The following is a 25658-nucleotide window of genomic DNA, read 5'->3' as shown; positions in this document are numbered from 1 at the left end:
GCGGCACTGCTGCGGTACAACCGAGTGAACTCGAACGGCAGCAGCCCGTCGAGCACGCCGTCAGTCAGGGTCAGCAGTTCTTCGCCGGTAACCATCGACACCGGACAGCCGTTGGTGCAGGTCCTCGGCGCACAATCGGCGCTGTCACCGTTAGGATTTTTCGCCTGATCCGAAGCCTCATCCCGAGGCTCATGCCGTTCCATTCGCGTCATGCCGTGGGACTTGTCACGGGAAATGGCCGCTGGATTGGGCACTGTCAGCACCAGCGAATCGGCCGTGCGAACCTCCAGCGCAATGGCCGGTGTCGGCCGCAACGGTGCCGGACCTGCATTGACCATCAGCGGTTTCAATGCGCTCGCATGCCGGGTCAGATCAGTCGCGGAGGTCAGCTCCGCCAGCCGCAGCGCCGAAGCCGCCAGCCATGCCCGCGCACGGGGCGACTTGATCTTGCCCAGTACCTTGGTGCTCAGCCGCAGCGGCACACCCATGCCACCCGACACACACATCAACAGAAAACTGATCAGCAGCTCGGCGCGAACTTCGGCCACCACCTCGGCCAGATACTGTGGCGGCAGCATCTTCAGCCAACTGGTAAAGGCCGCCAGATAAATGAACAGCAACGGCTCATCGCTGAGCATCAGCAGGCCGTTGGCAATGGCCTCGCTGGACGCCTGGAGCAAGGCCTCCAGTTCAGTGCTGGACAGGTACTGCAGAAGTTTTTCGCTGTTGGCCTGCAAGTCTGCAAGCAGGGCAAACAGCTGCTTCACGTCGTCCCAGACACCGTTCAGGGCAGTTTCAAAACCGTGCCAGTCAGCCCGTTGCAGCTGCCCGTAACGCTCGGTGAAACCGGCGCTGGAAAACGCCGTCCACTGCGGTTGAAACCCTTTCCATTCCTCACGCAGCCAGCCTTCCAGACCCTCAAGAAGACCCTGATACGAGGCATACAACGCCTGGACATGCGCGGTAGAAACATCGGGAAAGAAGGTGATGCGATAACGCTGGCCCCGGTCGCAATCGTCGACCTTGAGAATGCCGCTGGGGCCGATGGTGTAACGCAGTGGATCGCCGAACCCCAAAACGCCGTCGACATCGGAAATGACCGGTTCAAGAATCACCGGCGTATCGCCGATCGGCACGAAGCGCGCGGCTTCGAACATGTGCACCAGCGTCAGGGGGCCGGTGGCGGGGCACATGACCACGGAGGAGCTGATGGGTTTGCGGCTGCCAACCGGTGCACTGAGTCGAACATCGTTGCCGACCTGGAACACCTGCTCGACACTCAATGCGGTGCCCGTCCAGAACTGCTCGGCCCAGGTGTCATAGTGGTTGAGGCAGAGGCGAAATTCACGAATCAGCTTTTCGACGTCGGGCTGATCAGGGTTCAGCGCAGCGACCACCAGCAAACCAATGCTGTTGTTCAGTTTCAGGAGTTGGTCGGATGGAAGCATTCGCAGTCACTCGTGCGCATCAGGGGGATGGCGCGAAACTGTGCGGGGGATCAAACAGGAAAGAAGTCAGCCGAGTAGGCGATATCTGTAGGGCGATTCTCTAAATGTGCGGGAGGGTGTTCAGCGGACAACCAACATTGCCCGTTGCTCAACCTCAACCGCGCTCGCTATGCTGCTGAACCCTTTAATCAGATCCGAGCAGCGGCGCTACACACGCCGCCTGGGATGTCTTTGATAACGGATCCGATGATGAATGCACCGCTGAAGGCGTTCGGCCCGATCAAGGCCGTGATTTTCGACATGGACGGTTTGCTGCTGGACACCGAGGGCATCTACACCGAGGTTACCTCGCTGATTGCCGCGCGTTACGGGCGCACATTCGATTGGAGCATCAAGCAGAACATCATCGGGCGTGGCGCTGGCGATCTGGCCCGGTATGTCGTCGAAGCGCTGGATTTGCCGATCACCGCCGAAGAGTTTCTGGTGATTCGCGAACCGCTGATGCGCGAGCGTTTTCCCACCGCGCAAGCGATGCCGGGCGCCGAGGAACTGATCCGCCACCTCAAGGCGCACAACATTCCGATTGCCGTCGGCACCAGTTCATCGCGTCAGTCGTTCGGTCAGAAAACCACGTTGCACCGCGACTGGTTCGCGCTGTTCGACTTCATCGTCACGGCGGACGACCCGGAAGTCGGCGCGGCCAAACCGGCACCGGACATCTTCCTCACCGCCGCGCGCCGCCTGGGTGTAGCGCCGGAAGATTGTCTGGTGTTCGAAGATTCGCCATTCGGCGTGACAGCGGCGAAAGCAGCCGGCATGACCGCCATCGCGATTCCCGATGCCGCCATGGCCGATGAAAAATACGCACACGCCGACGGGATTCTTCGTACGTTGAAAGCGTTCACGCCGAGTGCGTGCGGCTTGCCGGCGCTGGACTGGGCCTGATCAAACCGCCGACATGAAAACGCCGCCCCTCTGTTAAAGGAGGGGCGGCGTTTTTCGTTATCGACAACCTGATCAATCAGGCGCCGAAACCACCGTCGATGGTCAGGCTGGCCCCGGTGATATAACCGGCCTCCGGGCTTGCGAGGTAGGCGACGAAGCTGGCGATTTCCTCGGCCGTGCCGTAACGGCCGACGGCCATCAGCGGAATCAGGCTGTCGGCGAACTCGCCGTGGGCCGGGTTCATGTCGGTATCGACCGGGCCGGGCTGCACGTTGTTGATGGTGATGCCGCGTGGGCCGAGGTCGCGGGCCAGGCCTTTGGTCAGGCCCACCAGCGCGGACTTGCTCATCGCATACACGCCGCCACCGGCGAAGGGCATGCGGTCGGCGTTGGTGCTGCCGATGTTGATGATGCGCGAGCCTTCGCCCATGTGTCTGGCGGCTTCCTGGCTGGCGATGAACACGCTGCGCACGTTGATTGCCAGGGTCTGGTCGAAGTCTTCCAGTTTGAAATCTTCCAGCGGGGCGACGGCCAGTACACCGGCGTTGTTGACCAGAATGTCGAGGCGGCCAAAGGATTCGACAGTGGCGCTTACGGCGTGGCGGATGGCACTGGCGTCGGCGCTGTCAGCCTTGATCGCCAGGGCTTTGCCGCCGGTAGCCGTGATGCTGTTTTGCAGTTCTTCAGCCTTGGCAGCCGAGCTGACGTAAGTAAAGGCAACTGCGGCGCCTTCAGCGGCCAGGCGTTTGACGATGGCGGCACCGATGCCGCGAGAGCCGCCTTGAATCAGAGCGACTTTACCGCTGAGGTGTTGAGTGGTCATGTTCGATCTCCAGAAATTTCAAGGCAGGCTGCCTTGGTGTGGTGTCGAGTATCTGCCCCTCGCCAATAAGCGGGTAGACCGTGGTTGCTATAGTCTGTGTAAACCAAAAGTTTAGAATGGCCGCCATGGAAACCTTCAGCAGTATCGAATGCTTCGTACGCAGCGCCGAAGTCGGCAGCTTTGCCGAAGCCGCGCGACGCCTGAGCCTGACACCGGCCGCCGTGGGCAAAAGCGTGGCGAAACTGGAAGCGCGCCTCGGCGTGAGGCTGTTCCAGCGTAGCACTCGTCGGTTGACCCTGACGGAAGCGGGGCAATTGTTTCTGAGTGAGGTCAGCGGCAGCCTCACCACCATCCAGAACGCGGTGAACAATCTGGCCAGCGCCGGTGGCCAGCCGGCCGGCACGCTGAAAGTCAGCATGGGCACGGTGTTTGGCCGCTTGTACATCGTGCCGTTGCTGGGGGAATTCCTGAAAAGGTTTCCGGCGATCAACCCGGACTGGCACTTCGATAACCGCCAGGTCGATCTGATCGGACAGGGTTTCGATGCGGCGATTGGTGGAGGCTTCGAACTGCCCCAAGGCGTGGTGGCGCGCAAGCTGACGCCGGCGCATCGGGTATTGGTGGCTTCTGCGGATTATCTGGATCGGTACGCGCCGATCAGTGAACCGGAAGACCTCACGCTGCACGAGGGCATCCTGATCCGCTCACCGCAAACCGGACGCGTGCGCTCCTGGCAGTTGACGCACCGAACCCGACAACACAGCCCGCTGACCCTCAAGGCACGAATGACCATGAGCGATTCCGAAGCCGCCTGCGCCACGGCGGCGCAGGGGCTGGGGATTGCGTTGGTGAGCATGCCGTTCGCGGTCGGCTACCTTGAGGCGGGGACGTTGCAGCGGGTCTTGCCGGACTGGTACGTCGACGACGGCAACATCTCCATCTATTACGCCGAACACAAATTGTTGCCGGGCAAGACCCGGGCGTTCGTCGATTTCGTCATTGAGCAGTTTGCGCAGCAGGGATTGGCCAAGCGCTTTGCTGCGATTTGAAGAGGTGCAATGGAGCGTCTGCCTTCACTGTTTGCCAATGAAGGCAGGCGCCGGTTCAACAACGCATCATTGATGCTTCAGCGTTATGGGCACCAGATCGGTGTGCACAGCGCGGCTGTCGCCGCCGTGCTGCTGAGAAACGCCATGGTGCCGCCAAGGATCAATAGTGCGTATACACGAGCAGTTGCATTTTTCATGTTCACCCTCCTGGATTTGCGTGAAAGCAACGGGAACTGCCGTTAATCGAGTTGCCGAGCGGTCAGTGGGCCTGCGCCTCCCACCAGGCACAACTGTAAGAAGTATCAGGTGCAAAGGCTGCGATTGTTTGGCTTCCTTTTGAAGGCTCTGAAACGGGGGACGCAAGGAGGGGGGCCGACCATCCGCGGCTTCATTTTCAGATGAGCGGCAGCTTCAACGCGCAAAACGTGCTGGCCAGCCGATGATGGTTTTCGGCCGTGGCGTCGCGTACGTGCGTACCTTGGAGGTCGACAGGCCCAGTCGCACCAGCGATTCGGCGATGGTCACGGCCGCTGTGACGCCATCCACCACCGGCACGCCGGTGCGCTGACGGATCTTCTCGTCGAGCCCGGCCATGCCGCCGCAACCCAGGCAAATCACTTCGGCTTTATCCTGCGTCACTGCCAGTTCCGCCTGATGCACGATCGCTTCCAGCGCCCGTTGCGGCTCGTGCTCCAGCTCCAGAACCGCCAGACCACTGGCCCGCACCGAGGCGCAGCGATCCCACAGGCCGGACAGTTTCAGCCGATCCTCGATCAGTGGCACGGTGCGATCCAGTGTGGTCACCACCGAATAGGCGTGGCCGAGAAACATCGCGGTGCTGGCCGCCGCGTCGGTGATGTCCACCACCGGCACGTTGAGCAATTCCTGCAAACCTTCGCGACCGTGCTCGCCATAACCGGCCTGGATCACCGCGTCGAATGGCTGGTCGTAGGACATCACCCGGTCCATCACGGCAATGGCGGCCAGATAGCTTTCGAAATTACCTTCAACTGAGTCAGCGCCAAAGTGCGGCGTCAGGCCGACGATTTCGGTGCCGGGGGACGCGACAGCCTGCGCCGAACGGGCGATGGCCTGGGTGATGGATTCGGTGGTGTTGACGTTGACCACGAGAATACGCATGGGAAGTCCTTATAACGGTTGGTTCTGCGGCCCCGCGAAAGGGCCGCCAAGATTCAGTGGCTGACGTTGTCGACAGCGATGGCTTCACCGTCCACGTCGGCGTAGTGCGGCTGGCGTTTGGCGATGATCAAGTAGAGCATCCCGGCAATGCCGGCACCGATCAGCCAGGAGAAGGGCGAGACGCTGTGGAAGCCCGGCACCAGAGCCAGAACGATGGCGATCAGCGCGGCCGGAATGAAGGCCGCCACGGCCCGCAGATTGACCCCGCGGCTGTAGTAATAAGCGCCGTTGGGGTTTTCGCTGTACAACTGCGGCACGTGGATCCGGCCTTTGCGGATCAGCCAGTAGTCGACCATGATCACGCCGTACAGCGGGCCGAGAAGTGCGCCGAGGCCGGACAGGAAATACACGATCACCAGCGGGCTGTTGTAGAGGTTCCACGGCAGGATCAGCACGGCAATCGTTGCGCTGATCAGTCCGGCACGGCGGAAGGTCAGGTACTTCGGCGCCAGGTTGCTCAGCACGAAGGCCGGCGCGACGAAGTTGGCCATGATGTTCACCGCCACGGTGACGATCAGGAACGCCAGGCAGCCGAGCACCAGAAAGAATGTATTGGGGATCGAGGCAATGATCTCGGTCGGGCTTTCGATGATCCGGCCGTTGATCTGAAATTGCGCTCCGCACAGCAGGACAGTGATCCCGGCGAACACCAGAATATTCACCGGCAGGCCCCAGAAGTTTCCGACCTTGATGGTTTTGCGGCACGGCGAAGAGCGGGCGAAGTCGCAGAAGTTGAGGATCAGTGTGCCGTAGATCGCCAGCCACAAGGCGCCGCCGGCAAAAATGTTGCGCCACATCTCGCCGCCGCTCAGCGGCTCACGAATCGACCACGCGATGGTGGCGTTGGCCTGGGTGTACATCCAGGCGGCAAGGCAGGCGACGGTCAGCAGAATCACCGGCCCGGCGAAAGCTTCGTAGCGGCGAACCATTTCCATGCCGTAGGCCAGGATCGCCAGCTGCACGAACCAGATCGCCACGAAGCACACCCAGCCCAGGCTCGACAGGCCGAGGATCGAGTCATGGTCATAGTCGGCGAAACCGGGATGGATCGCCGTGAGCAACACGCGCAATACCACCGACGCCAGGTACGTCTGAATCCCGAACCAGGCGATGGCGATCACCGCCCGGATCAATGCAGGAATCTGCGCCCCGTGGATGCCGAAACTGATCCGGCTGATCACCGGAAACGGTACCCCGGTCTTCTGCCCCATGTAACCGGACAGGTTCATGAAGAAGTACACCAGCGCCGCGCCGATCCCCAGCGACAGCAGAATCTGCCAGCCGCCCAGGCCCAAGGCGTACAGACCGATGGCAAACGAATAGTTGGCGATGTTGTGCACATCGTTGGTCCACAGGGCAAAGATGCTGTATTTGCCCCAGCGTCGTCCCTCGACCCTGGTCGGCGCGAGGTCGCTGTTGTGCAGACGCGGGCTCAGTTGCAGCGGTTCGACGATCCCATCACCGGGCACGGTGTGATCGAGGGTTGAAGAGGCGGGCAGATTCAGCGCGATGTTGTTATTGGAGAGACTCGTACGCATTCCGGCAGGCTCCTGATGTTCGGGCCGCGATGACTGTGCATGAGCGTTCGGGCTCGGCAGATCTTCGTCGCGGCGGTGAAACATCACAGGTTAGGGGCATCTGCAGCCTGTACGGGATAGGGCGCTTCAGGCTTGCGGATCGAAAGTGTGGGTTCATGTTTTGCGGTTTTGTATACAAAACATGTATGCACTAAAGCCAAATCTGTGCCAGCCGGCGATCTATGAAAACCACCGCTGATTTCGAAAAGTTATTGATGTTCGCCAAGTCATTGAAATGCCGGCGATATAAATTGACCGTTTGAACAGGAATTTATTTTTCTGCCGGGATTTTGGCTGGCGCGGGGAAGGACCGCTTCGGGAGCGCGATGTAACTTTTCAGGGCGCAGAAATGAAAAGTGCACACATAAATGGCACCGATGGTGACATTCGTGTGTACACATTTTTAAGGCGGGTATAGAACACTGTGGGAGCTGACTGGCTCCCACAGTCGCATCATCGGGCCGGGAATTTACGCCTTGCTGATGATGTTCCCGGCATGCAACCCGCATTCTTTCTGGGTCGCTTCTTCCCACCACCAGCGACCTTCACGTTCGTGCTGGTTTGGCAGGACAGGGCGGGTGCAGGGTTCGCAGCCGATGCTGATGAAACCGCGCTCATGCAGGCTGTTGTACGGCAGCTCCAGCATGCGGATGTAGCCCCAGATTTCCTCGCTGGTCATCTGCGCCAGTGGGTTGAATTTGTACAGGGTGCGCTCCGGCGTGGAGAACGCTGTATCGATTTCCATCACCGCGACGGCGCTGCGGGTGCCTGGGCTTTGGTCGCGGCGCTGGCCGGTGGCCCAGGCCTTCACGTCGGAGAGCTTGCGGCGCAGCGGCTCGATCTTGCGGATCCCGCAGCATTCGCCATGACCGTCCTTGTAGAAGCTGAACAGGCCTTTTTCCTTCACGAAGGGTTCAAGTTTCGTGTAGTCCGGCGAGACCAGTTCGATGTCGATCTTGTAGTGCTCGCGCACCTGATCGATGAACCGGTAGGTTTCCGGATGCAGGCGGCCGGTGTCGAGACTGAACACCTTGACGTTCTTGTTCAGCTTCCAGGCCATGTCCACCAGCACCACATCCTCGGCGCCGCTGAAAGATATCCACAGGTCATCGCCGAACTCGGCGAACGCGAGCTTGAGGATGTCCTGCGCGGATTTGTTGGCATAGGTCGTGGCGAGTTCCACGACGTCGAACGTTGGGCTCATCAGGGCGGCTTCCTACAGGTCGGTGGCGCTGGGCGCTCTATATGGCGGCGATGTTAACAAAAAGCAACGCGCGCCGGGGCAGCCTCTGCGTTGCGCGCTCCAGATCGAGCCGCTAGAGTTCGGGCTCGCTCGGCTCAATAAACATTACAAATGGAGTGTCCTGTGGAAATTGCCTGTCTTGATCTTGAAGGGGTGCTGGTACCGGAAATCTGGATCGCCTTCGCCGAAAAAACCGGAATCGAATCGCTCAAGGCCACCACCCGGGACATTCCCGACTACGACGTGCTGATGAAACAGCGCCTGCGTATCCTCGACGAGCATGGCCTGAAGCTTTCGGACATTCAGGAAGTGATCGCCACCCTCAAACCGCTGGACGGTGCGGTGGAGTTCGTCAACTGGCTGCGCGAGCGGTTCCAGGTGGTGATTCTATCGGACACGTTCTACGAGTTTTCCCAGCCGCTGATGCGTCAGCTGGGCTTTCCGACGTTGCTCTGCCACCGTCTGATCACGGACGACAGCGGTCGGGTGACCAGCTACCAGTTGCGTCAGAAAGATCCGAAACGTCAGTCCGTCCTGGCCTTCAAGAGCCTGTATTACCGGGTGATTGCGGCGGGGGATTCCTACAACGACACCAGCATGCTGGGCGAGGCGGATGCGGGGATTCTGTTTCATGCGCCGGATAACGTGATTCGGGAGTTTCCGCAGTTTCCGGCGGTGCATACGTTTGCCGAGTTGAAGCAGGCATTCCTCAAAGCCTCGAACCGCGACTTATCCCTTTAGCCGCCTGATGATCGTTCCTACGCGGAGCGCGGGAACGATCAAGTGCTCTAGTCAGAGGCTCTGCAGGGTTTCCAGCAGGACTCTGACCTTGGTGATCGACTCCTGATACTCCGCTTCCCAATCTGAATCGGCGACGATCCCGCCACCGCCCCAGCAGCACACCTGCCCATCCTTCACCAGTAGACTGCGGATCGCGATAGAGCTGTCCATCTCGCCGCGCACGTCCAGATACAGCAACGAACCGCAATACAACCCGCGTCGGGTCGGTTCCAGTTCGTCGATGATCTGCATCGCACGAATCTTCGGTGCGCCAGTGATCGAGCCGCCGGGGAAGCTACCGGCGATCAGGTCCAGGGCGTCGCGATTTTCCGCCAGTTCACCGGTCACGCTGCTGACCAGGTGATGCACGTTCGGATAGCTTTCCAGGCTGAACAGCTCCGGCACCCGCACCGAGCCGATGCGGCAGGTACGGCCCAGATCGTTGCGCAGCAGGTCGACGATCATCAGGTTTTCCGCACGATCCTTGGGGCTGGCCAGCAGTTCGGCGGCGTTCGCCGCGTCTTCGGCCGGGGTCGCGCCACGGGGGCGGGTGCCCTTGATCGGGCGGGTTTCCACTTGACGCTGGCTGACTTTGACGAAACGCTCGGGCGACAGGCTCAGCACCGCGTTGCCGTCAGGCAGGCTCTGGAACCCGGAAAACGGTGTCGGGCAGGCTTCGCGCAACTTGCAGTAGGCCAGCCATGGATCGCCCTGGCACGGCGCTCGGAATCGCTGGGCGAAGTTGACCTGATAGCAGTCGCCGGCCTGGATGTAATGCTGGATACGTTCGAAGGCTTGGCGGTATTCATCGGCCGAAAGATCAGCCGCCATGGGACTGTTCAGCCTGAACGGGATCAATTCGCTGCCTGCCGGTTGGCTGAATACATTGACCAAGCGCTGTTTCTCGCGGGTGCTGACCGACGGGTGAAACACCAGTTGGCTGGTGGCCGATTGGTGATCGCTGATCAAGGCCCAGTCGTACAGACCAAAACGCGCATCAGGCAGTTGCAGGTCATCCCGGGCCTGGCTCGGCAGATTTTCCAGATGCCGGCCGAAGTCATAGCTCAGGTAACCGATCAGGCCGCCGGCGAAAGGCAATTCGTACCCGTCAGGCAATTGTGCGTCGCCCAACCGCGTCAGAGTGTCTCGCAGGCGTTGCAGGAAACTGTCGCCGCGTTCGTCCGGCAATACCGCCAGTTGTTCCAGCGGCCAGGCGCTGAGCAGGTCATAACGGCCACGGTCGGCACTCGGCCGGCCACTGTCGAGCAGCACGGCGCCGGGCGCATGGCGGACGGCCGCGAAATAGTCGGCGGGGTTGGCGCGATAGGGCAGCGGGTGTACGGAACAGGTCAACATGGGCGGGGCAGATCGGCCATCGAGGCGGGGTGGGGATTGTAGTCCCCTCCGGGAATTGCTCCTAGAGGGGATGTCGGGGATTGGCAGATTGGCGGCAGGTATCACGCTTGATCTTTCCCGCGTCGAACCGTCTGCGTGGGAACGATCATGAAATCGATCCTCGTGGTATCAGCCCTCGACCGCCGGAATGTGCCCGAACAATGCCTGGGCAAACGCCACCCGCTCTTCAACCGACTCCGTCACACCCCGCGCCTTGAGCTCTTCCAGATGCGCTTCCACCGCATGGGTGCGCAACGTCAGCCCGCAATCGTTGGCGATCTGGATATTCAGCCCCGGTCGCGCATTCAGCTCCAGAATCAGTGGGCCTTTCTCCTGGTCCAGCACCATGTCGACGCCGATGTACCCCAGGCCACACAGCTCATAGCAGCCGGCGGCGAGCTTCATGAACCCGTCCCAGTAGGGCAGTTGCACGCCGTCCACCGCGTTGGTGGTGTCCGGGTGTTTGGTGATGATGTTGTTCAGCCAGGTGCCGCGCAGGGTCAGGCCGGTGGCCAGATCGACACCGACGCCGATGGCGCCCTGGTGCAGGTTGGCCTTGCCGCCGGACTGGCGGGTCGGCAAACGCAGCATCGCCATCACCGGGTAACCCATCAGCACGATGATGCGGATGTCCGGCACGCCTTCGTAGCTGATGCTCTTGAAGATCTGGTCCGGGGTCACCCGATATTCGATCAGCGCCCGGTCGCGGTGCCCGCCCAGCGAATACAGGCCGGTGAGGATGCTGGAGATATGGTGCTCCAGCTCTTCATGGGCGAGGATCTTGCCCGACACCGTGCGATAGCGGCCCTCGAAACGGTCGGCGATCACGATGATGCCGTCACCGCCGGCGCCCTGGGCCGGCTTGATCACGAAGTCGTTGTGCCCGCCGATGATCTGGCCGAGCTTGTCGATTTCCTTCTCCGTGGAAATCACGCCATACAGTTCCGGCACGTGAATGCCGGCCTTGATCGCGCGTTCCTTGGTGATGATCTTGTCATCGACGATCGGGTACAGGCTGCGCTTGTTGTACTTGAGCACGTAGTCGGCATTTCGCCGATTGATGCCCATGATGCCCCGCGCTTCCAGGGCCTTCCAGGTCTTCCAGAAACCGAACATCAGGCGTCAGCCTTCTTCAGGAAAGCCTTGAAACGCACCAGCTCGGTCAGCCGATAACCGCGATAGCGCCCCATCGCCAGCATGAAGCCCACCAGAATCAGCAGGATCGCCGGGAAGGTGAACACGAAGTACACCATCTCCGGAACGGTCATGATCAGGTGCGCCAGGGACGCCGCGAACAAAGTGCCGATCGCCACTTTCATGGCATGGCTGGCGCCGCGTTCTTCCCAGGTGATCGACAGGCGTTCGATGGTCATGGTCAGAATCACCATCGGGAACAGCGCCACCGACAGGCCGCGCTCCAGACCCAGCTTGTGACTGAACAGACTGATCGCCGCGATCAGCACCACCACGAACGTCAGCACCACCGACAGGCGCGGCAGCATTTGCAGCTTCAAGTGTTCCAGATACGAACGCAGCGATAACCCGAGCGCGGTGATCACGGTAAACAGCAGGATGCCGAAGCCCAGCTGGGTTTCGCGGAAGGCCAGGGCGATCAGCACCGGTGTAAAGGTGCCGAGGGTCTGCAGGCCGATCAGGTTGCGCAGGATCAGGATCACCAGCACGCCGATCGGGATCATCACCATGATCATGAACGTCTGCTGGGTTTGCAGCGGCAGGCCGTACAGCGAGTACTCGAGGAAGTTGGCGTCGGTGTTTTCGTCGGTCAGCTTGGCCAGACGAATCGCGTTCATCTCACTGTTGTTCAGGCTGAAGGTCACGTTGGCTTTCTTGCCGCCGTCAACGGTGATCAGGTTCTCGTCACCGCTCCACCACAGCAGGCGGTCGGTCGGCAGGCCTTGCTCGCCGGTGTCCGGGTTGAAGTACAGCCAGTCGGTGCCGTTGAAGCTGCGTAGCCAGAGTTCCGGGGTTTGCGGCTGATCGGCGACGAGGCGGATGGTGTGGACTTTCTCCACCGGCACGTGAGCGATGGACAGCAGCAGTTCAACGATTTTGGCTTTGTGCGGTGTCGACGGATCGCCGGCCAGCAACAGTTTGACGTTGTCGTCGTTGACGTTGTTGACACGTTTGATCGCTTCGCCGATGAAGGTCTCGACGTCGGCCGAGTGCTGGCGGATCGGCGCGAGCAAGGCTTCGGCGGCGATCTTTTCCGGGCCTTCGACGGCCATGCTGTCGCGGAACGTCGGGCCTTTGACCTTGGTTTTCTCGGCGGTGTAACGCTTGGTCAGCACCAGCCGGTAATAAAGAGTCTGATTGCCCTTGGCCCGGCGCGCCGACCAGGTGACCTTGCGGTTGCCGTCGACGCGGTTGACCGCCACGCCGTAGTTATTGGAGATGAAGCTTTCATTGAGGCTGACGTAATCGCGGCTCAGGGGCGGCACGAACATCTGGATCTTCACCGGATCCTTGGAGCTGGCGACGAACTCGACCTTGGCGTCGATGTTCCACAAGTCGTCGGTGGCGTCTTCGGTCACCGGGATGCCGAGCACGAAAATCTGATAGGCCGTAACCGAAACGCCCAACAACACCAGGATGGTGATCAGGACTTTCAGGTGGAAGGTTAGAGAACGCATGGAAATTACTCGGCGGTATGAGCGGCGATGGCGCAGGCAGGTTTGCCGGCAGCGTATTTAAGACTGGGATCGACCAGCGCATCGAAGCGTTTCAGCGCCTCGGAGCCGATCAAAAGCGGATATTGGAACGCACTACGGTCGGTCAGGTTCACTTCGATGCTGCGCATCGCCGAACCCATGCAGATGTCCAGCTCGATTACCGGGCGCGCGGTGTACTTCTTGCCTTCTTCCGGGTCGTAGTCGCCGGCGCGGCGCTTGATCTTGCTGACCCGGGCCAGCGGCCGTTCGATCGGGTGCGAATGCGCGGCGTCGATGGCCAGGTAGAAACGCACCCAGGACTCGCCGTTGCGTTTGAAGCGTTTGATGTCGCGGGCACTCAGAGAGGCGGTTTTCGCCCCGGTGTCGAGTTTCGCCGCCACTTCCAGGTTGATCCCGTCGAGGGCTGCGTATTCGTTGAGGCCGTACACGGTCTTTTCCCCCGCCGCAGCGAGGCCGGGCAGGCAAAACAGTGCAAAGAATGTGGGGAAGGGCTTGAGTCTCATAAATCCTGGCGAGCAGCGTTCCGTTCTCGGTTCAGGGCCATGGCATCAGGAAACCCTGTCTGCCCATCGCCTTCGTGTGCCTATCAGCTTTTTATGACAAGCCGTGCAAATGACTCGCAAATGCGGGCGGCATTCTAGCACGGTGTTTTTATGGCGCCAGCGCCGGGACCGGTCTATAACCCTTGGGGCTGTTACAAAGGCTTATTAGACGATTGTCGACAATCCTTATTTATCCTTTGACTGATACGGGCTGATTCGCTAGTTTTTGCCGCATTGGATTTGAAGGTGTCGACAATATGCTGGATCAACTCGATCCCCCGGTGATCAGCGGCGACGATTCCGAGACGCTCTCGGAAAACGTCTTCCGGCGCATCCAGGCGGCCATCGTCAAAGGCGAGATCGCCCCGGGCAGCAAGATCTCCGAGCCGGAACTGGCGCGCACCTACGGCATCAGCCGCGGGCCCCTGCGCGAGGCGATCCACCGGCTGGAAGGCCAGCGCCTGCTGGTGCGCGTACCGCACGTCGGTGCGCGGGTGGTGTCGCTGAGCCACGCCGAATTGCTCGAACTCTACGAAATCCGCGAATCCCTCGAAGGCATGGCCTGCCGTCTGGCGGCCGAACGCATGAGCGTCGAAGAAATCGACGAACTGCGCCGGGTGCTGGAAACCCACGAGCGTGATGCGGCGTTTCAGGCCGGCGTCGGCTATTACCAGCAGGAAGGCGATTTCGACTTTCACTACCGGATCATCCAGGGCAGCGGCAACCGCACCCTCACGCAAATGCTCTGCGGCGAGCTCTATCAACTGGTGCGCATGTACCGCATCCAGTTTTCCACCACACCCAATCGCCCGCGCCAGGCCTTTGCCGAACACCACCGGATTCTCGATGCCATCGCCGACCGTGACGGCGAGCTCGCGGAATTGTTGATGCGCCGTCACATCGGCGCCTCGAAACGCAACATCGCCCGTCATTACCAGGACGGCGCCGACAACAAGACAGCCACTGAACGAGGTGAGTCATGAGTTCCAACAAGAGCACTCCAGGCCAGCGTTTCCGCGATGCGGTCGCCAGCGAACATCCGCTGCAAGTGGTCGGGGCGATCAACGCCAACCACGCACTGCTGGCCAAGCGCGCCGGTTTCAAGGCGATCTACCTGTCGGGTGGCGGGGTGGCTGCCGGCTCCCTCGGCGTGCCGGACCTGGGTATCACCGGTCTGGATGACGTGCTGACCGATGTCCGCCGCATCACCGACGTCTGCGACCTGCCGCTGCTGGTGGACGTGGACACCGGTTTTGGCGCCTCGGCGTTCAATGTGGCCCGCACCGTCAAGTCGATGATCAAGTTCGGCGCGGCGGCGATTCACATCGAAGACCAGGTCGGCGCCAAGCGCTGCGGCCACCGTCCGAACAAAGAGATCGTGACCCAGCAGGAAATGGTCGACCGCATCAAGGCCGCCGTCGATGCCCGCACCGACGACAGCTTCGTGATCATGGCCCGCACCGACGCATTGGCCGTTGAAGGTCTGGAATCGGCACTGGATCGCGCCGCCGCGTGCATCGAGGCCGGCGCCGACATGATCTTCCCGGAAGCCATCACGGAGCTGGAGATGTACAAGCTGTTCGCCAGTCGCGTGAAGGCGCCGATCCTGGCCAACATCACCGAATTCGGCTCGACGCCGCTGTACACCACCGAGCAGCTTGCGGGAGCAGATGTGTCGCTGGTGCTGTACCCGCTGTCGGCGTTCCGTGCGATGAACAAGGCGGCGGAAAACGTCTACACCGCGATCCGCCGCGACGGCACCCAACAGAGTGTCATCGACACCATGCAGACTCGCATGGAGCTTTACGATCGCATCGATTACCACACCTTCGAGCAAAAGCTCGACGCGTTGTTTGCGGCGAAGAAGTAAGCCGCAACCGTACTCCCTAATAAATTCAAGATTGGAGACAACAATGGCCGAAGCAAAAGTACTCAGTGGCGCCGGGCTCCGGGGCCAGGTCGCCGGGCAAACCGCACTGTCCACCGTGGGCCAGGCCGGTGCCGGGCTGACCTATCGTGGCTACGACGTGCGCGAACTGGCGGCAGACGCACAATTTGAAGAAGTGGCCTACCTGCTGCTCTACGGAGAGCTGCCGACCCAGGCACAGCTCGCCGAGTATCAAGGCAAACTGAGCAAGCTGCGCGACCTGCCGCAAGCGCTGAAAGAAGTGCTGGAACGCATCCCCGCCGACGCCCATCCGATGGACGTGATGCGCACCGGTTGTTCGTTCCTGGGCAACATCGAGCCGGAGAAAGACTTCTCCGAGCAACGCGACAAGACCGACCGCCTGCTGGCTGCCTTCCCGGCGATCATGTGCTACTGGTATCGCTTCAGCCACGACGGCAAACGCATCAACTGCGTGACTGACGAGCAGTCCATCGGCGGCCACTTCCTGCACCTGCTGCACGACAAGAAGCCGAGCGACCTGCACGTCAAGGTGATGAACGTGTCGCTGATCCTCTACGCCGAGCACGAATTCAACGCCTCGACCTTCACCGCTCGGGTGTGTGCGTCGACCCTGTCCGACCTGTATTCCTGCGTCACGGCAGCCATCGGCTCGCTGCGCGGTCCGCTGCACGGCGGCGCCAACGAAGCGGCGATGGAAATGATCGAGCGCTTCTCGTCGCCGGAAGAGGCGATCAAGGGCACCCTCGGCATGCTCGAGCGCAAGGACAAGATCATGGGCTTCGGCCACGCGATCTATAAGGACAGCGATCCGCGCAACGAGGTGATCAAGGGCTGGTCGAAAAAACTCGCTGACGAAGTGGGCGACAAGGTGTTGTTCGCGGTTTCGGAAGCCATCGACAAGACCATGTGGGAGCAAAAGAAACTGTTCCCCAACGCCGACTTCTACCATGCCTCGGCGTACCACTTCATGGGCATCCCGACCAAGCTGTTCACCCCGATCTTCGTCTGCTCGCGCCTGACCGGCTGGGCAGCGCACGTGTTCGAACAGCGCGCCAACAACCGCATCATCCGTCCAAGCGCCGAGTACACCGGCGTCGAACAGCGCAAGTTCGTGCCCATCGAACAGCGCTGACCGGGGAGGGCGCCGGCACAGGCGCCCCCTCTTTGAAACTACCGTGACCGAGTCCTGACCGATGAACACAGAATTTCGCAAGAACCTGCCTGGCACGCCGCTGGACTTTTTCGACGTCCGCGCGGCTGTCGATGCGATCCAGCCTGGCAGCTACGACACCCTGCCATACACCTCTCGCGTGCTGGCGGAAAACCTCGTGCGTCGCTGCGACCCGGCCACGCTCACCGATTCCCTGAAACAACTGATCGAGCGCAAACGCGACCTCGACTTCCCGTGGTTCCCGGCGCGTGTGGTGTGCCACGACATTCTCGGCCAGACCGCGCTGGTGGATCTGGCCGGCCTGCGCGACGCGATTGCCCAGCAGGGTGGCGACCCGGCGCAGGTCAACCCGGTGGTGCCGACCCAACTGATCGTCGACCACTCGCTGGCGGTGGAGGCGGGCGGTTTTGACAAGCTGGCCTTCGAGAAGAACCGCGCCATCGAAGACCGTCGCAACGAAGACCGTTTCCACTTCATCAACTGGACCAAAAAGGCCTTCAAGAACGTTGACGTGATCCCGCCGGGCAACGGCATCATGCACCAGATCAACCTGGAGAAAATGTCCCCGGTGATCCAGGTGCGCGACGGCGTGGCGTTCCCGGATACCTGCGTCGGCACCGACAGCCACACCCCACATGTCGATGCGCTGGGCGTGATCGCCATCGGCGTCGGTGGGCTTGAAGCCGAGAGCGTGATGCTCGGCCGCGCGTCGTGGATGCGCCTGCCGGAAAGCGTTGGCGTCGAACTGACCGGCAAGCTGCAGCCGGGCATCACCGCCACCGACATGGTGCTGGCGCTGACCGAATACCTGCGCAAACAGAAAGTGGTCGGCGCCTGGCTGGAGTTCTTCGGCGAAGGTGCTTCCGCGCTGACCTTGGGCGATCGCGCGACCATCTCCAACATGGCCCCGGAATACGGCGCCACTGCCGCGATGTTCTACATCGACCAGCAGACCATCGACTACCTGAAACTCACCGGTCGTGAAGACCAGCAAGTGCAACTGGTCGAGCAATACGCCAAGCAGATCGGCCTGTGGGCCGACAGCCTGAAGGGCGCGCAGTACGAGCGCGGCCTGACCTTCGATCTGTCTTCGGTGGTGCGTAACATGGCCGGCCCGAGCAACCCGCACGCCCGTGTGGCGGTGTCGGATCTGGCGGCCAAAGGCATCGCCGGCCAGTGGGAAGACGTGCCGGGGCAAATGCCGGACGGCGCGGTGATCATCGCTGCCATCACCAGTTGCACCAACACCAGCAACCCGCGCAACGTGATCGCCGCCGGTCTGCTGGCGCGCAACGCCAACAAGCTCGGCCTGACCCGCAAGCCGTGGGTCAAGTCGTCGCTGGCGCCGGGCTCGAAAACCGTGGCGCTGTACCTCGATGAAGCGGGGCTGACCACGGAACTGGAGCAACTCGGTTTCGGCGTCGTTGCTTTCGCCTGCACCACCTGCAACGGCATGTCCGGCGCGCTGGATCCGGTGATTCAGCAGGAAATCATCGACCGGGATCTGTACGCGACCGCTGTGCTGTCCGGTAACCGTAACTTCGACGGGCGGATTCACCCGTACGCCAAGCAAGCGTTCCTCGCTTCGCCGCCGCTGGTGGTGGCCTACGCGATTGCCGGCACCATCCGCTTCGATATCGAGAAAGATGTGCTGGGCGTGGTCGACGGCAAGGAAATCCGCCTGAAAGACATCTGGCCGAGCGACGAAGAAATCGACGCCGTGGTCAAGTCCTCGGTCAAGCCCGAGCAGTTCCGTCAGGTCTACATCCCGATGTTCGCCATCCATGAAGACACCGGCCCGAAAGTCACGCCGCTGTACGACTGGCGCGAAATGAGCACCTACATCCGCCGTCCGCCGTACTGGGAAGGCGCGCTGGCCGGGGCTCGCCCGCTCAAGGGCATGCGCCCGCTGGCGGTGCTGCCGGACAACATCACCACCGATCACCTGTCGCCGTCGAACGCGATCATGCTCGACAGCGCCGCCGGCGAATACCTGGCGAAAATGGGCCTGCCGGAAGAGGACTTCAACTCTTACGCGACCCACCGTGGCGACCACCTGACCGCGCAGCGCGCGACCTTCGCCAACCCGAAACTGTTCAACGAAATGGTCGTGGAAAACGGCAAGGTCAAACAGGGCTCGCTGGCTCGTGTCGAGCCGGAAGGCAAGGTCATGCGCATGTGGGAAGCCATCGAAACCTACATGGAGCGCAAGCAGCCGCTGATCATCATCGCCGGCGCCGACTACGGTCAGGGTTCGTCCCGCGACTGGGCGGCCAAGGGGGTGCGTCTGGCGGGTGTGGAAGCGATTGCCGCCGAAGGTTTCGAGCGCATTCACCGCACCAACCTGGTGGGCATGGGCGTGTTGCCGCTGGAATTCAAACCGGGCACCGACCGCAAGACCCTGGGCATCGACGGCAGTGAAACCTACGATGTGATCGGCGAGCGCACGCCGCGCGCCGACCTGACGCTGGTGATCCACCGCAAGAACGGCGAACGCGTTGACGTGCCGGTGACCTGCCGCCTCGACACCGCCGAAGAAGTGTCGATCTATGAGGCTGGCGGCGTATTGCAGCGCTTCGCCCAGGACTTCCTCGAAGAGTCGGCGGTTGCCGTTTAAAACAAGCCAGGCGACCAAGGGACGATGAGTCCTTTGGTCCCTTTTGAGGAGCACTCATGGCTCACGCACCACAGATCAGAATCCCCGCCACGTACATGCGTGGCGGCACCAGCAAAGGCGTGTTTTTCAGCCTCAAGGATCTGCCCGAAGCCGCGCAGATTCCCGGCCCGGCCCGCGATGCGCTGTTGCTGCGGGTGATCGGCAGCCCCGACCCCTACGACAAACAGATCGACGGCATGGGCGGCGCCACGTCCAGCACCAGCAAAACCGTGATCCTGTCGAAAAGCATCAAGGCCGATCACGACGTCGATTACCTGTTCGGTCAGGTGTCGATCGACAAGCCGTTCGTGGACTGGAGCGGCAACTGCGGCAACCTGTCGGCGGCGGTCGGTTCGTTCGCCATCAGCAACGGTCTGGTGGACGCCAGCCGCATTCCGCACAACGGCGTGGCGGTGGTTCGCGTGTGGCAGGCCAACATCGGCAAGACCATCATTGCCCATGTGCCGATCACCAACGGTGAAGTCCAGGAAACCGGTGATTTCGAGCTCGACGGCGTGACCTTCCCGGCTGCCGAAGTCCAGGTCGAATTCATGGACCCGGCGGCGGAAGAAGAGGGCGGCGGTGGCTCGATGTTCCCCACCGGCAACCTGATCGACGAGCTGGAAGTGCCGGGCGTCGGTACGTTCAAGGCGACCATGATCAACGCGGGTATCCCGACGATCTTCGTCAACGCCGAAGACATCGGTTACACCGGCACCGAACTGCAGGGCGCGATCAACAGCGATCCGAAAGCGTTGCAGATGTTTGAAACCCTTCGCGCTTATGGCGCGCTGCGCATGGGGCTGATTTCCAGTCTGGATGAAGCGGCCAAGCGTCAACACACGCCTAAGGTTGCGTTTGTCGCCAAACCTGCGGATTACGTGGCGTCGAGTGGCAAAGCCATTGGCGCCGGGGATGTGGATTTGCTCGTGCGGGCGCTGTCGATGGGCAAGCTGCACCACGCGATGATGGGAACGGCGGCGGTGGCGATTGGCACCGCAGCAGCCATCTCGGGCACCTTGGTGAACCTGGCGGCTGGTGGTGTCGAGCGTAATGCGGTGCGCTTCGGACATCCGTCCGGGACGTTGCGCGTCGGGGCTGAGGCCAGCCTGGAAAACGGTGAGTGGGTGGTGAAGAAGGCGATCATGAGCCGCAGTGCGCGGGTCCTCATGGAAGGCTTCGTCCGCGTGCCTGGAGATTCGTTCTAACGAGCAGCAGGTGAGAGCGAGCTTGTTCGCTCTCACCGCAATATGGAGTTCAATAAGAAGAAAATCAGCCCTGAGCCGAGGTCCCATCAACGAACCACTTTCAAGAGTGAATCGAACATGAGCGCCAACGTCGACCTGAACAACCGCCCCGACTACGACCGTGTCCTGCAGGACATCGCCGATTACGTCCTCACCTGCAAAATCCAATCCCCCGAAGCCTTCGATACCGCCCGCAACTGCCTGATGGACACCCTGGGCTGCGGCCTGCTGGCCCTGCGTTTCCCCGAATGCACCAAGCACCTCGGCCCGATTGTCGAAGGCACCGTCGTGCCGTTCGGCGCTCGGGTCCCCGGCACGTCCTATCGCCTCGACCCGGTAAAAGCGGCGTGGGACATCGGCTGCATCGTGCGCTGGCTCGATTACAACGACACCTGGCTCGCCGCTGAGTGGGGCCATCCGTCGGACAACCTCGGCGGGATTCTCGCGGTGGCCGATCACCTGTCGCAAAAGCGCCTGGCTAATGGCGAAGCGCCGCTGACCGTGGGCGATGTACTCGAAGCCATGATCATGGCCCACGAGATTCAAGGTGTGATCGCCCTGGAAAACTCCTTCAATCGTGTAGGCCTCGACCACGTCATCCTGGTGAAAGTCGCCTCGACGGCCGTGACCGCCAAACTGATGGGTGCCAACCGCGAGCAACTGTTATCGGCGTTGTCTCATGCGTTCGCCGACGGTCAGGCATTGCGCACGTACCGCCATGCGCCGAACGCCGGTTCGCGCAAATCCTGGGCGGCGGGGGATGCTTCGAGCCGGGGCGTGCGGCTGGCGGATATCGCGATGCGCGGCGAAATGGGGATTCCCGGCGTCTTGAGTGCCAGGCAGTGGGGCTTTTACGACGTTTTGTTCAGCCACACCAACAACGATCTGGCGCTCAAACCGGAAGACAAGCGCGCCTTCAGCTTCTCGCGGCCGTTCGGCAGCTACGTGATGGAAAACGTGCTGTTCAAGATCAGCTTCCCCGCCGAATTTCACGCGCAAACCGCTTGCGAAGCGGCTGTGGCGCTGCACCCTCAGGTGCGCAACCGACTGCATGAAATCGACCGGATCGTCATCACCACCCACGAATCGGCGATCCGCATCATTTCCAAGGTCGGGCCGCTGGCCAACGCCGCTGATCGCGATCACTGCCTTCAGTACATGACCGCCGTGCCGCTGGCGTTCGGCAATCTGGTGGCCGAGCAGTACGAAGACGATTTCCACAAGGCCCATCCGATCATCGATGTGCTGCGCGAAAAAATGGTCATTGTCGAAGATCCGCGCTTCACCCGCGAATACCTGGAGGCTGACAAACGCTCGATTGCCAACGCGGTGCAGGTGTTTTTCAAGGACGGTTCGAGCACGGAAAACGTGGTGGTGGAGTACCCGATCGGGCATCGCCGGCGTCGCGCCGAGGGCATTCCATTGCTGGAGGACAAATTCAGGGCAAATCTGGCGACCCGCTTCACCGGGCAGCGCAGCGGGGAGATTGTTGCGTTGTGCAAGGATCAGGCGCGGCTCGAGGCCACGCCGGTGAACCGGTTTATGGATTTATGGGTTATTTGAAGCGCCGCTCGACGCCTTTCTCCACGAGGATCTTCGCGGAAATCTCTTCCACCGAAAAATGCGTGGAGTTGATGTTCGGGATGTTCTCGCGGCGGAACAGGTTTTCCACCTCGCGCACTTCGAACTCGCACTGGGCGTAGCTCGAATAACGGCTGTTGGGCTTGCGTTCGTTGCGGATTGCGGTGAGGCGGTCCGGGTCGATGGTCAGGCCGAACAGCTTGTGCTGGTGGGCGCGCAGGGCGGCCGGCAGTTGCAGGCGTTCCATGTCGTCTTCGGTCAGCGGATAGTTGGCTGCGCGGATGCCAAATTGCATCGCCATGTACAGACACGTCGGCGTCTTACCACAACGCGACACGCCCACTAGTATCAGGTCGGCCTTGTCGTAATAGTGGGTGCGGGCGCCGTCGTCGTTGTCGAGGGCGAAGTTCACCGCCTCGATCCGCTCCATGTAATTGGAGTTGTGGCCGATGGAGTGGGACTTGCCGACGGTGTAGGAAGAATGCTCGGTCAGTTCCTGCTCGAGCGGGGCGAGGAACGTCGAGAAAATGTCGATCATGAAACCATTGGAGGTTGCGAGAATCTCACGGATGTCCTGATTGACGATGGTGTCGAAGATAATCGGCCGGAAACCGTCGGTTTCAGCGGCTTTGTCGATTTGTTGTACCATGGCCCGCGCTTTTTCAACGCTGTCGATGTACGGTCGCGTGAATTTGCTGAAGGTAATGTTTTCGAACTGCGCCAGAAGGCTTTGACCCAGGGTTTCGGCGGTGATGCCGGTGCCATCGGAGATAAAGAAAGCAGATCGTTTCATTTGCACCTTGGGCCTTAAGCTAATGAGCATTTCTGGATATGATAGGCGCGGTTTGCCGGCCGCCATTGGCCCGCATTCTCACTTATTTTCCAGGTCCAGGCCATACAGCCGGCCAATGCTCCCCCGAGCCGCCGGTTTCTGAGCTTTTCCAACACAGTTAGTGGAGAGATCACCTTGGTAGAGTACGTAGTTTCCCTCGATAAGCTCGGCAAACACGATGTTGAGCATGTGGGGGGCAAGAACGCATCCCTGGGCGAGATGATCAGTAACCTGGCCGGTGCCGGTGTTTCGGTCCCCGGCGGCTTCGCCACCACCGCGCAAGCCTATCGCGACTTCCTGGAACTGAGCGGTCTGAACGATCAGATCCACAAGGCCCTCGATGCGCTGGACGTCGATGACGTCAATGCCCTGGCCAAGACGGGCGCCCAGATCCGCCAATGGATCATGGAAGCCGAATTCCCTGAAAAACTGAACACCGAGATCCGCACCGCGTTCGCCGCGTTGTCGGCCGGCAATCCTGACGTGGCCGTGGCGGTGCGTTCCTCCGCCACCGCCGAAGACCTGCCGGACGCTTCGTTCGCCGGTCAGCAGGAAACCTTCCTGAACATCCGTGGCGTCGAAAACGTCATCCGCGCGGCCAAGGAAGTGTTCGCATCCCTGTTCAACGACCGTGCCATTTCCTACCGCGTCCACCAGGGCTTCGACCACAAGCTGGTCGCCCTGTCGGCCGGCGTGCAGCGCATGGTGCGTTCGGAAACCGGCACCGCCGGCGTGATGTTCACCCTCGATACCGAATCCGGCTTCCGTGACGTGGTGTTCATCACCGGCGCCTACGGCCTGGGCGAAACCGTTGTACAAGGCGCGGTGAACCCGGACGAATTCTATGTCCACAAGGGCACGCTGGAAGCCGGTCGCCCGGCGATCCTGCGTCGCAACCTGGGCAGCAAGGCCATCAAGATGATTTACGGCGACGAGGCCAAGGCCGGTCGTTCCGTGAAAACCGTTGATGTCGACAAGACCGACCGCGCGCGTTTCTGCCTGACCGACGCAGAAGTCAGCGAGCTGGCCAAGCAGGCGATGATCATCGAGAAGCACTATGGCTGCCCGATGGACATCGAGTGGGCCAAGGACGGTGACGACGGCAAGCTGTACATCGTGCAGGCCCGTCCGGAAACCGTGAAGAGCCGCACCCAGGCCAACGTCATGGAGCGTTACCTGCTGAAAGAAACCGGCACCGTGCTGGTGGAAGGTCGTGCCATCGGCCAGCGCATCGGCGCGGGCAAGGTGCGGATCATCAAGGACGTCTCCGAGATGGACAAGGTCCAGCCGGGCGACGTGCTGGTCTCCGACATGACCGACCCGGACTGGGAACCGGTCATGAAGCGCGCCAGCGCCATCGTCACCAACCGTGGCGGTCGTACCTGCCACGCGGCGATCATCGCCCGTGAGCTGGGAATCCCGGCGGTCGTCGGTTGCGGCAACGCCACCCAACTGCTGAAGGATGGCCAGGGCGTGACCGTGTCCTGCGCCGAAGGCGACACCGGTTACATCTTCGAAGGCGAACTGGGCTTCGACATCAAGAAGAACTCCGTCGACGCCATGCCGGAACTGCCGTTCAAGATCATGATGAACGTCGGCAACCCGGACCGCGCCTTCGACTTCGCGCAGCTGCCGAACGCCGGTGTGGGCCTGGCCCGTCTGGAATTCATCATCAACCGCATGATCGGCGTGCACCCGAAAGCGCTGTTGAATTACGACAGCCTGCCGCAGGACATCAAGGACAGCGTCGACAAGCGCATCGCCGGTTACGACGATCCGGTCGGCTTCTATGTCGAGAAACTGGTTGAGGGCATCAGTACGCTGGCCGCTGCGTTCGCACCGAAGAAGGTCATCGTGCGTCTGTCGGACTTCAAGTCCAACGAATACGCCAACCTGATCGGCGGCAAGCTGTACGAGCCGGAAGAAGAAAACCCGATGCTGGGCTTCCGTGGCGCTTCGCGGTACATCAGCGAATCGTTCCGGGACTGCTTCGAACTCGAGTGCCGTGCGCTGAAACGTGTGCGCAACGAGATGGGCCTGACCAACGTCGAAATCATGGTGCCGTTCGTCCGTACTCTGGGCGAAGCCAGTCAGGTGGTGGATCTGCTCGCCGAAAACGGCCTGGCCCGTGGCGACAACGGTCTGCGCGTGATCATGATGTGCGAACTGCCGTCCAACGCGATCCTGGCCGAAGAATTCCTCGAGTTCTTCGACGGGTTCTCGATCGGCTCCAACGACCTGACTCAGCTGACCCTGGGCCTGGACCGTGACTCCGGGATCATCGCGCACCTGTTCGACGAGCGTAATCCGGCGGTCAAGAAGTTGCTGGCCAACGCGATTGCCGCATGCAACAAGGCCGGAAAATACATCGGCATCTGCGGTCAGGGTCCTTCGGACCACCCGGATCTGGCCAAGTGGCTGATGGAGCAGGGCATCGAAAGCGTGTCGCTGAACCCGGACACCGTGCTGGAAACCTGGTTCTTCCTTGCCGAAGGCCAGGCGGCGGAATAAGCCGTGAATCAAGCTTCGGCCCGTTGAACCGGGTCGAGGCTTTAAGATTGAAGTAGGGC

The 25658-nt window shown here is 61.2% G+C and carries 20 protein-coding genes; 10 read left to right on the top strand and 10 right to left on the bottom strand.

The genetic code is table 11. The annotated features are described in order from the left end of the window. Positions 1-1448: DUF6531 domain-containing protein (locus ACKJSM_RS15050; RefSeq protein ID WP_410238149.1), on the bottom strand; the 1448-nt coding region annotated here is incomplete at its 3' end. 249 nt (positions 1449-1697) lie between these two features. Here ACKJSM_RS15050 and ACKJSM_RS15045 point away from each other — a divergent pair. Beyond that, entirely contained in the window at positions 1698-2393 is a 696-nt protein-coding gene (locus ACKJSM_RS15045; protein ID WP_039769963.1) for an HAD-IA family hydrolase, read from the top strand. Between the two features lie 76 nt (positions 2394-2469). On the opposite strand, the gene ACKJSM_RS15040 is transcribed toward ACKJSM_RS15045, so the two are convergent. Next, positions 2470-3216 carry a 3-oxoacyl-ACP reductase family protein gene (locus tag ACKJSM_RS15040; RefSeq protein ID WP_236182557.1) on the bottom strand — a complete coding sequence of 249 codons (747 nt, stop codon included), beginning with the start codon at positions 3214-3216 and terminating at the stop codon, positions 2470-2472. A gap of 125 nt (positions 3217-3341) precedes the next feature. Here ACKJSM_RS15040 and ACKJSM_RS15035 point away from each other — a divergent pair, with 125 nt between their 5' ends. Beyond that, positions 3342-4265 carry a LysR family transcriptional regulator gene (locus ACKJSM_RS15035; RefSeq protein ID WP_410238152.1) on the top strand — a complete coding sequence of 308 codons (924 nt, stop codon included), beginning with the start codon at positions 3342-3344 and terminating at the stop codon, positions 4263-4265. Positions 4266-4676: 411 nt separating this feature from the next. Here the strand turns inward: ACKJSM_RS15035 and ACKJSM_RS15030 are convergent, their stop codons facing one another. The 3 genes from ACKJSM_RS15030 to ACKJSM_RS15020 form a co-directional block, all read right to left on the bottom strand. Beyond that, positions 4677-5405, bottom strand: coding sequence for an aspartate/glutamate racemase family protein (locus ACKJSM_RS15030; protein ID WP_085609052.1), 729 nt, complete (start codon positions 5403-5405; stop codon positions 4677-4679). A 53-nt stretch (positions 5406-5458) separates the two neighbouring features. Further along, positions 5459-7003 carry an NCS1 family nucleobase:cation symporter-1 gene (locus ACKJSM_RS15025; protein WP_410238146.1) on the bottom strand — a complete coding sequence of 515 codons (1545 nt, stop codon included), beginning with the start codon at positions 7001-7003 and terminating at the stop codon, positions 5459-5461. A gap of 508 nt (positions 7004-7511) precedes the next feature. Further along, complete coding sequence (locus tag ACKJSM_RS15020) at positions 7512-8246, bottom strand: phosphoadenylyl-sulfate reductase (RefSeq protein WP_039769972.1); 735 nt, start codon at positions 8244-8246, stop codon at positions 7512-7514. Between the two features lie 162 nt (positions 8247-8408). Between ACKJSM_RS15020 and thrH the strand changes: the two genes are divergently transcribed. Then, positions 8409-9026, top strand: coding sequence for a bifunctional phosphoserine phosphatase/homoserine phosphotransferase ThrH (gene thrH / locus ACKJSM_RS15015; protein WP_236182561.1), 618 nt, complete (start codon positions 8409-8411; stop codon positions 9024-9026). 51 nt (positions 9027-9077) lie between these two features. Here the strand turns inward: thrH and pabB are convergent, their stop codons facing one another. The 4 genes from pabB to ACKJSM_RS14995 all read right to left on the bottom strand — a co-directional run bounded on the left by pabB (position 9078) and on the right by ACKJSM_RS14995 (position 13653). Continuing rightward, positions 9078-10421: an aminodeoxychorismate synthase component I gene (gene pabB, locus ACKJSM_RS15010; RefSeq protein WP_410238143.1), complete on the bottom strand. Its 1344-nt coding sequence runs from the start codon at positions 10419-10421 to the stop codon at positions 9078-9080. Positions 10422-10589: 168 nt separating this feature from the next. Next, positions 10590-11576, bottom strand: coding sequence for an alpha-L-glutamate ligase-like protein (locus tag ACKJSM_RS15005; RefSeq protein WP_339489866.1), 987 nt, complete (start codon positions 11574-11576; stop codon positions 10590-10592). Continuing rightward, a complete protein-coding gene (locus ACKJSM_RS15000; protein WP_236182564.1) occupies positions 11576-13111 on the bottom strand; it encodes an inactive transglutaminase family protein in 1536 nt (511 codons plus the stop codon). Before ACKJSM_RS15000 ends, ACKJSM_RS15005 begins: the two co-directional genes overlap by 1 nt. Positions 13112-13116: 5 nt before the next feature. Then, positions 13117-13653, bottom strand: coding sequence for an ATP-dependent zinc protease (locus tag ACKJSM_RS14995; protein ID WP_011333239.1), 537 nt, complete (start codon positions 13651-13653; stop codon positions 13117-13119). 299 nt (positions 13654-13952) lie between these two features. Between ACKJSM_RS14995 and ACKJSM_RS14990 the strand changes: the two genes are divergently transcribed. The 6 genes from ACKJSM_RS14990 to prpD all read left to right on the top strand — a co-directional run bounded on the left by ACKJSM_RS14990 (position 13953) and on the right by prpD (position 22238). After that, entirely contained in the window at positions 13953-14675 is a 723-nt protein-coding gene (locus ACKJSM_RS14990) for a GntR family transcriptional regulator (RefSeq protein WP_169432611.1), read from the top strand. After that, complete coding sequence (gene prpB / locus ACKJSM_RS14985) at positions 14672-15562, top strand: methylisocitrate lyase (RefSeq protein ID WP_410238140.1); 891 nt, start codon at positions 14672-14674, stop codon at positions 15560-15562. The genes ACKJSM_RS14990 and prpB overlap by 4 nt, the downstream gene beginning before the upstream one ends. Positions 15563-15605: 43 nt before the next feature. Continuing rightward, complete coding sequence (prpC, locus tag ACKJSM_RS14980; RefSeq protein ID WP_236182566.1) at positions 15606-16733, top strand: 2-methylcitrate synthase; 1128 nt, start codon at positions 15606-15608, stop codon at positions 16731-16733. Positions 16734-16794: 61 nt separating this feature from the next. After that, the gene (gene acnD / locus ACKJSM_RS14975; protein ID WP_410238139.1) at positions 16795-19389 is read left to right on the top strand and encodes a Fe/S-dependent 2-methylisocitrate dehydratase AcnD; all 2595 of its coding nucleotides are present in this window, start codon (positions 16795-16797) and stop codon (positions 19387-19389) included. 56 nt (positions 19390-19445) lie between these two features. Further along, entirely contained in the window at positions 19446-20636 is a 1191-nt protein-coding gene (prpF, locus tag ACKJSM_RS14970; protein ID WP_410238138.1) for a 2-methylaconitate cis-trans isomerase PrpF, read from the top strand. A gap of 117 nt (positions 20637-20753) precedes the next feature. Continuing rightward, a complete protein-coding gene (gene prpD, locus ACKJSM_RS14965) occupies positions 20754-22238 on the top strand; it encodes a 2-methylcitrate dehydratase (protein WP_410238137.1) in 1485 nt (494 codons plus the stop codon). Here prpD and ACKJSM_RS14960 read toward each other — a convergent pair. Then, positions 22231-23049: a pyruvate, water dikinase regulatory protein gene (locus tag ACKJSM_RS14960; protein WP_410238135.1), complete on the bottom strand. Its 819-nt coding sequence runs from the start codon at positions 23047-23049 to the stop codon at positions 22231-22233. The two genes, prpD and ACKJSM_RS14960, sit on opposite strands and share 8 nt — an antisense overlap. A 174-nt stretch (positions 23050-23223) precedes the next feature. Here ACKJSM_RS14960 and ppsA point away from each other — a divergent pair, with 174 nt between their 5' ends. Then, complete coding sequence (gene ppsA, locus ACKJSM_RS14955) at positions 23224-25599, top strand: phosphoenolpyruvate synthase (RefSeq protein ID WP_410238133.1); 2376 nt, start codon at positions 23224-23226, stop codon at positions 25597-25599. Positions 25600-25658 lie beyond the last annotated feature (59 nt).

This window comes from Pseudomonas sp. PHC1 (genome assembly GCF_046487845.1).
Lineage (GTDB): Bacteria > Pseudomonadota > Gammaproteobacteria > Pseudomonadales > Pseudomonadaceae > Aquipseudomonas > Aquipseudomonas sputi.
Note: the sequence above shows the minus strand (reverse complement) of the source record. Positions and strands in the feature narration are given on the sequence as shown.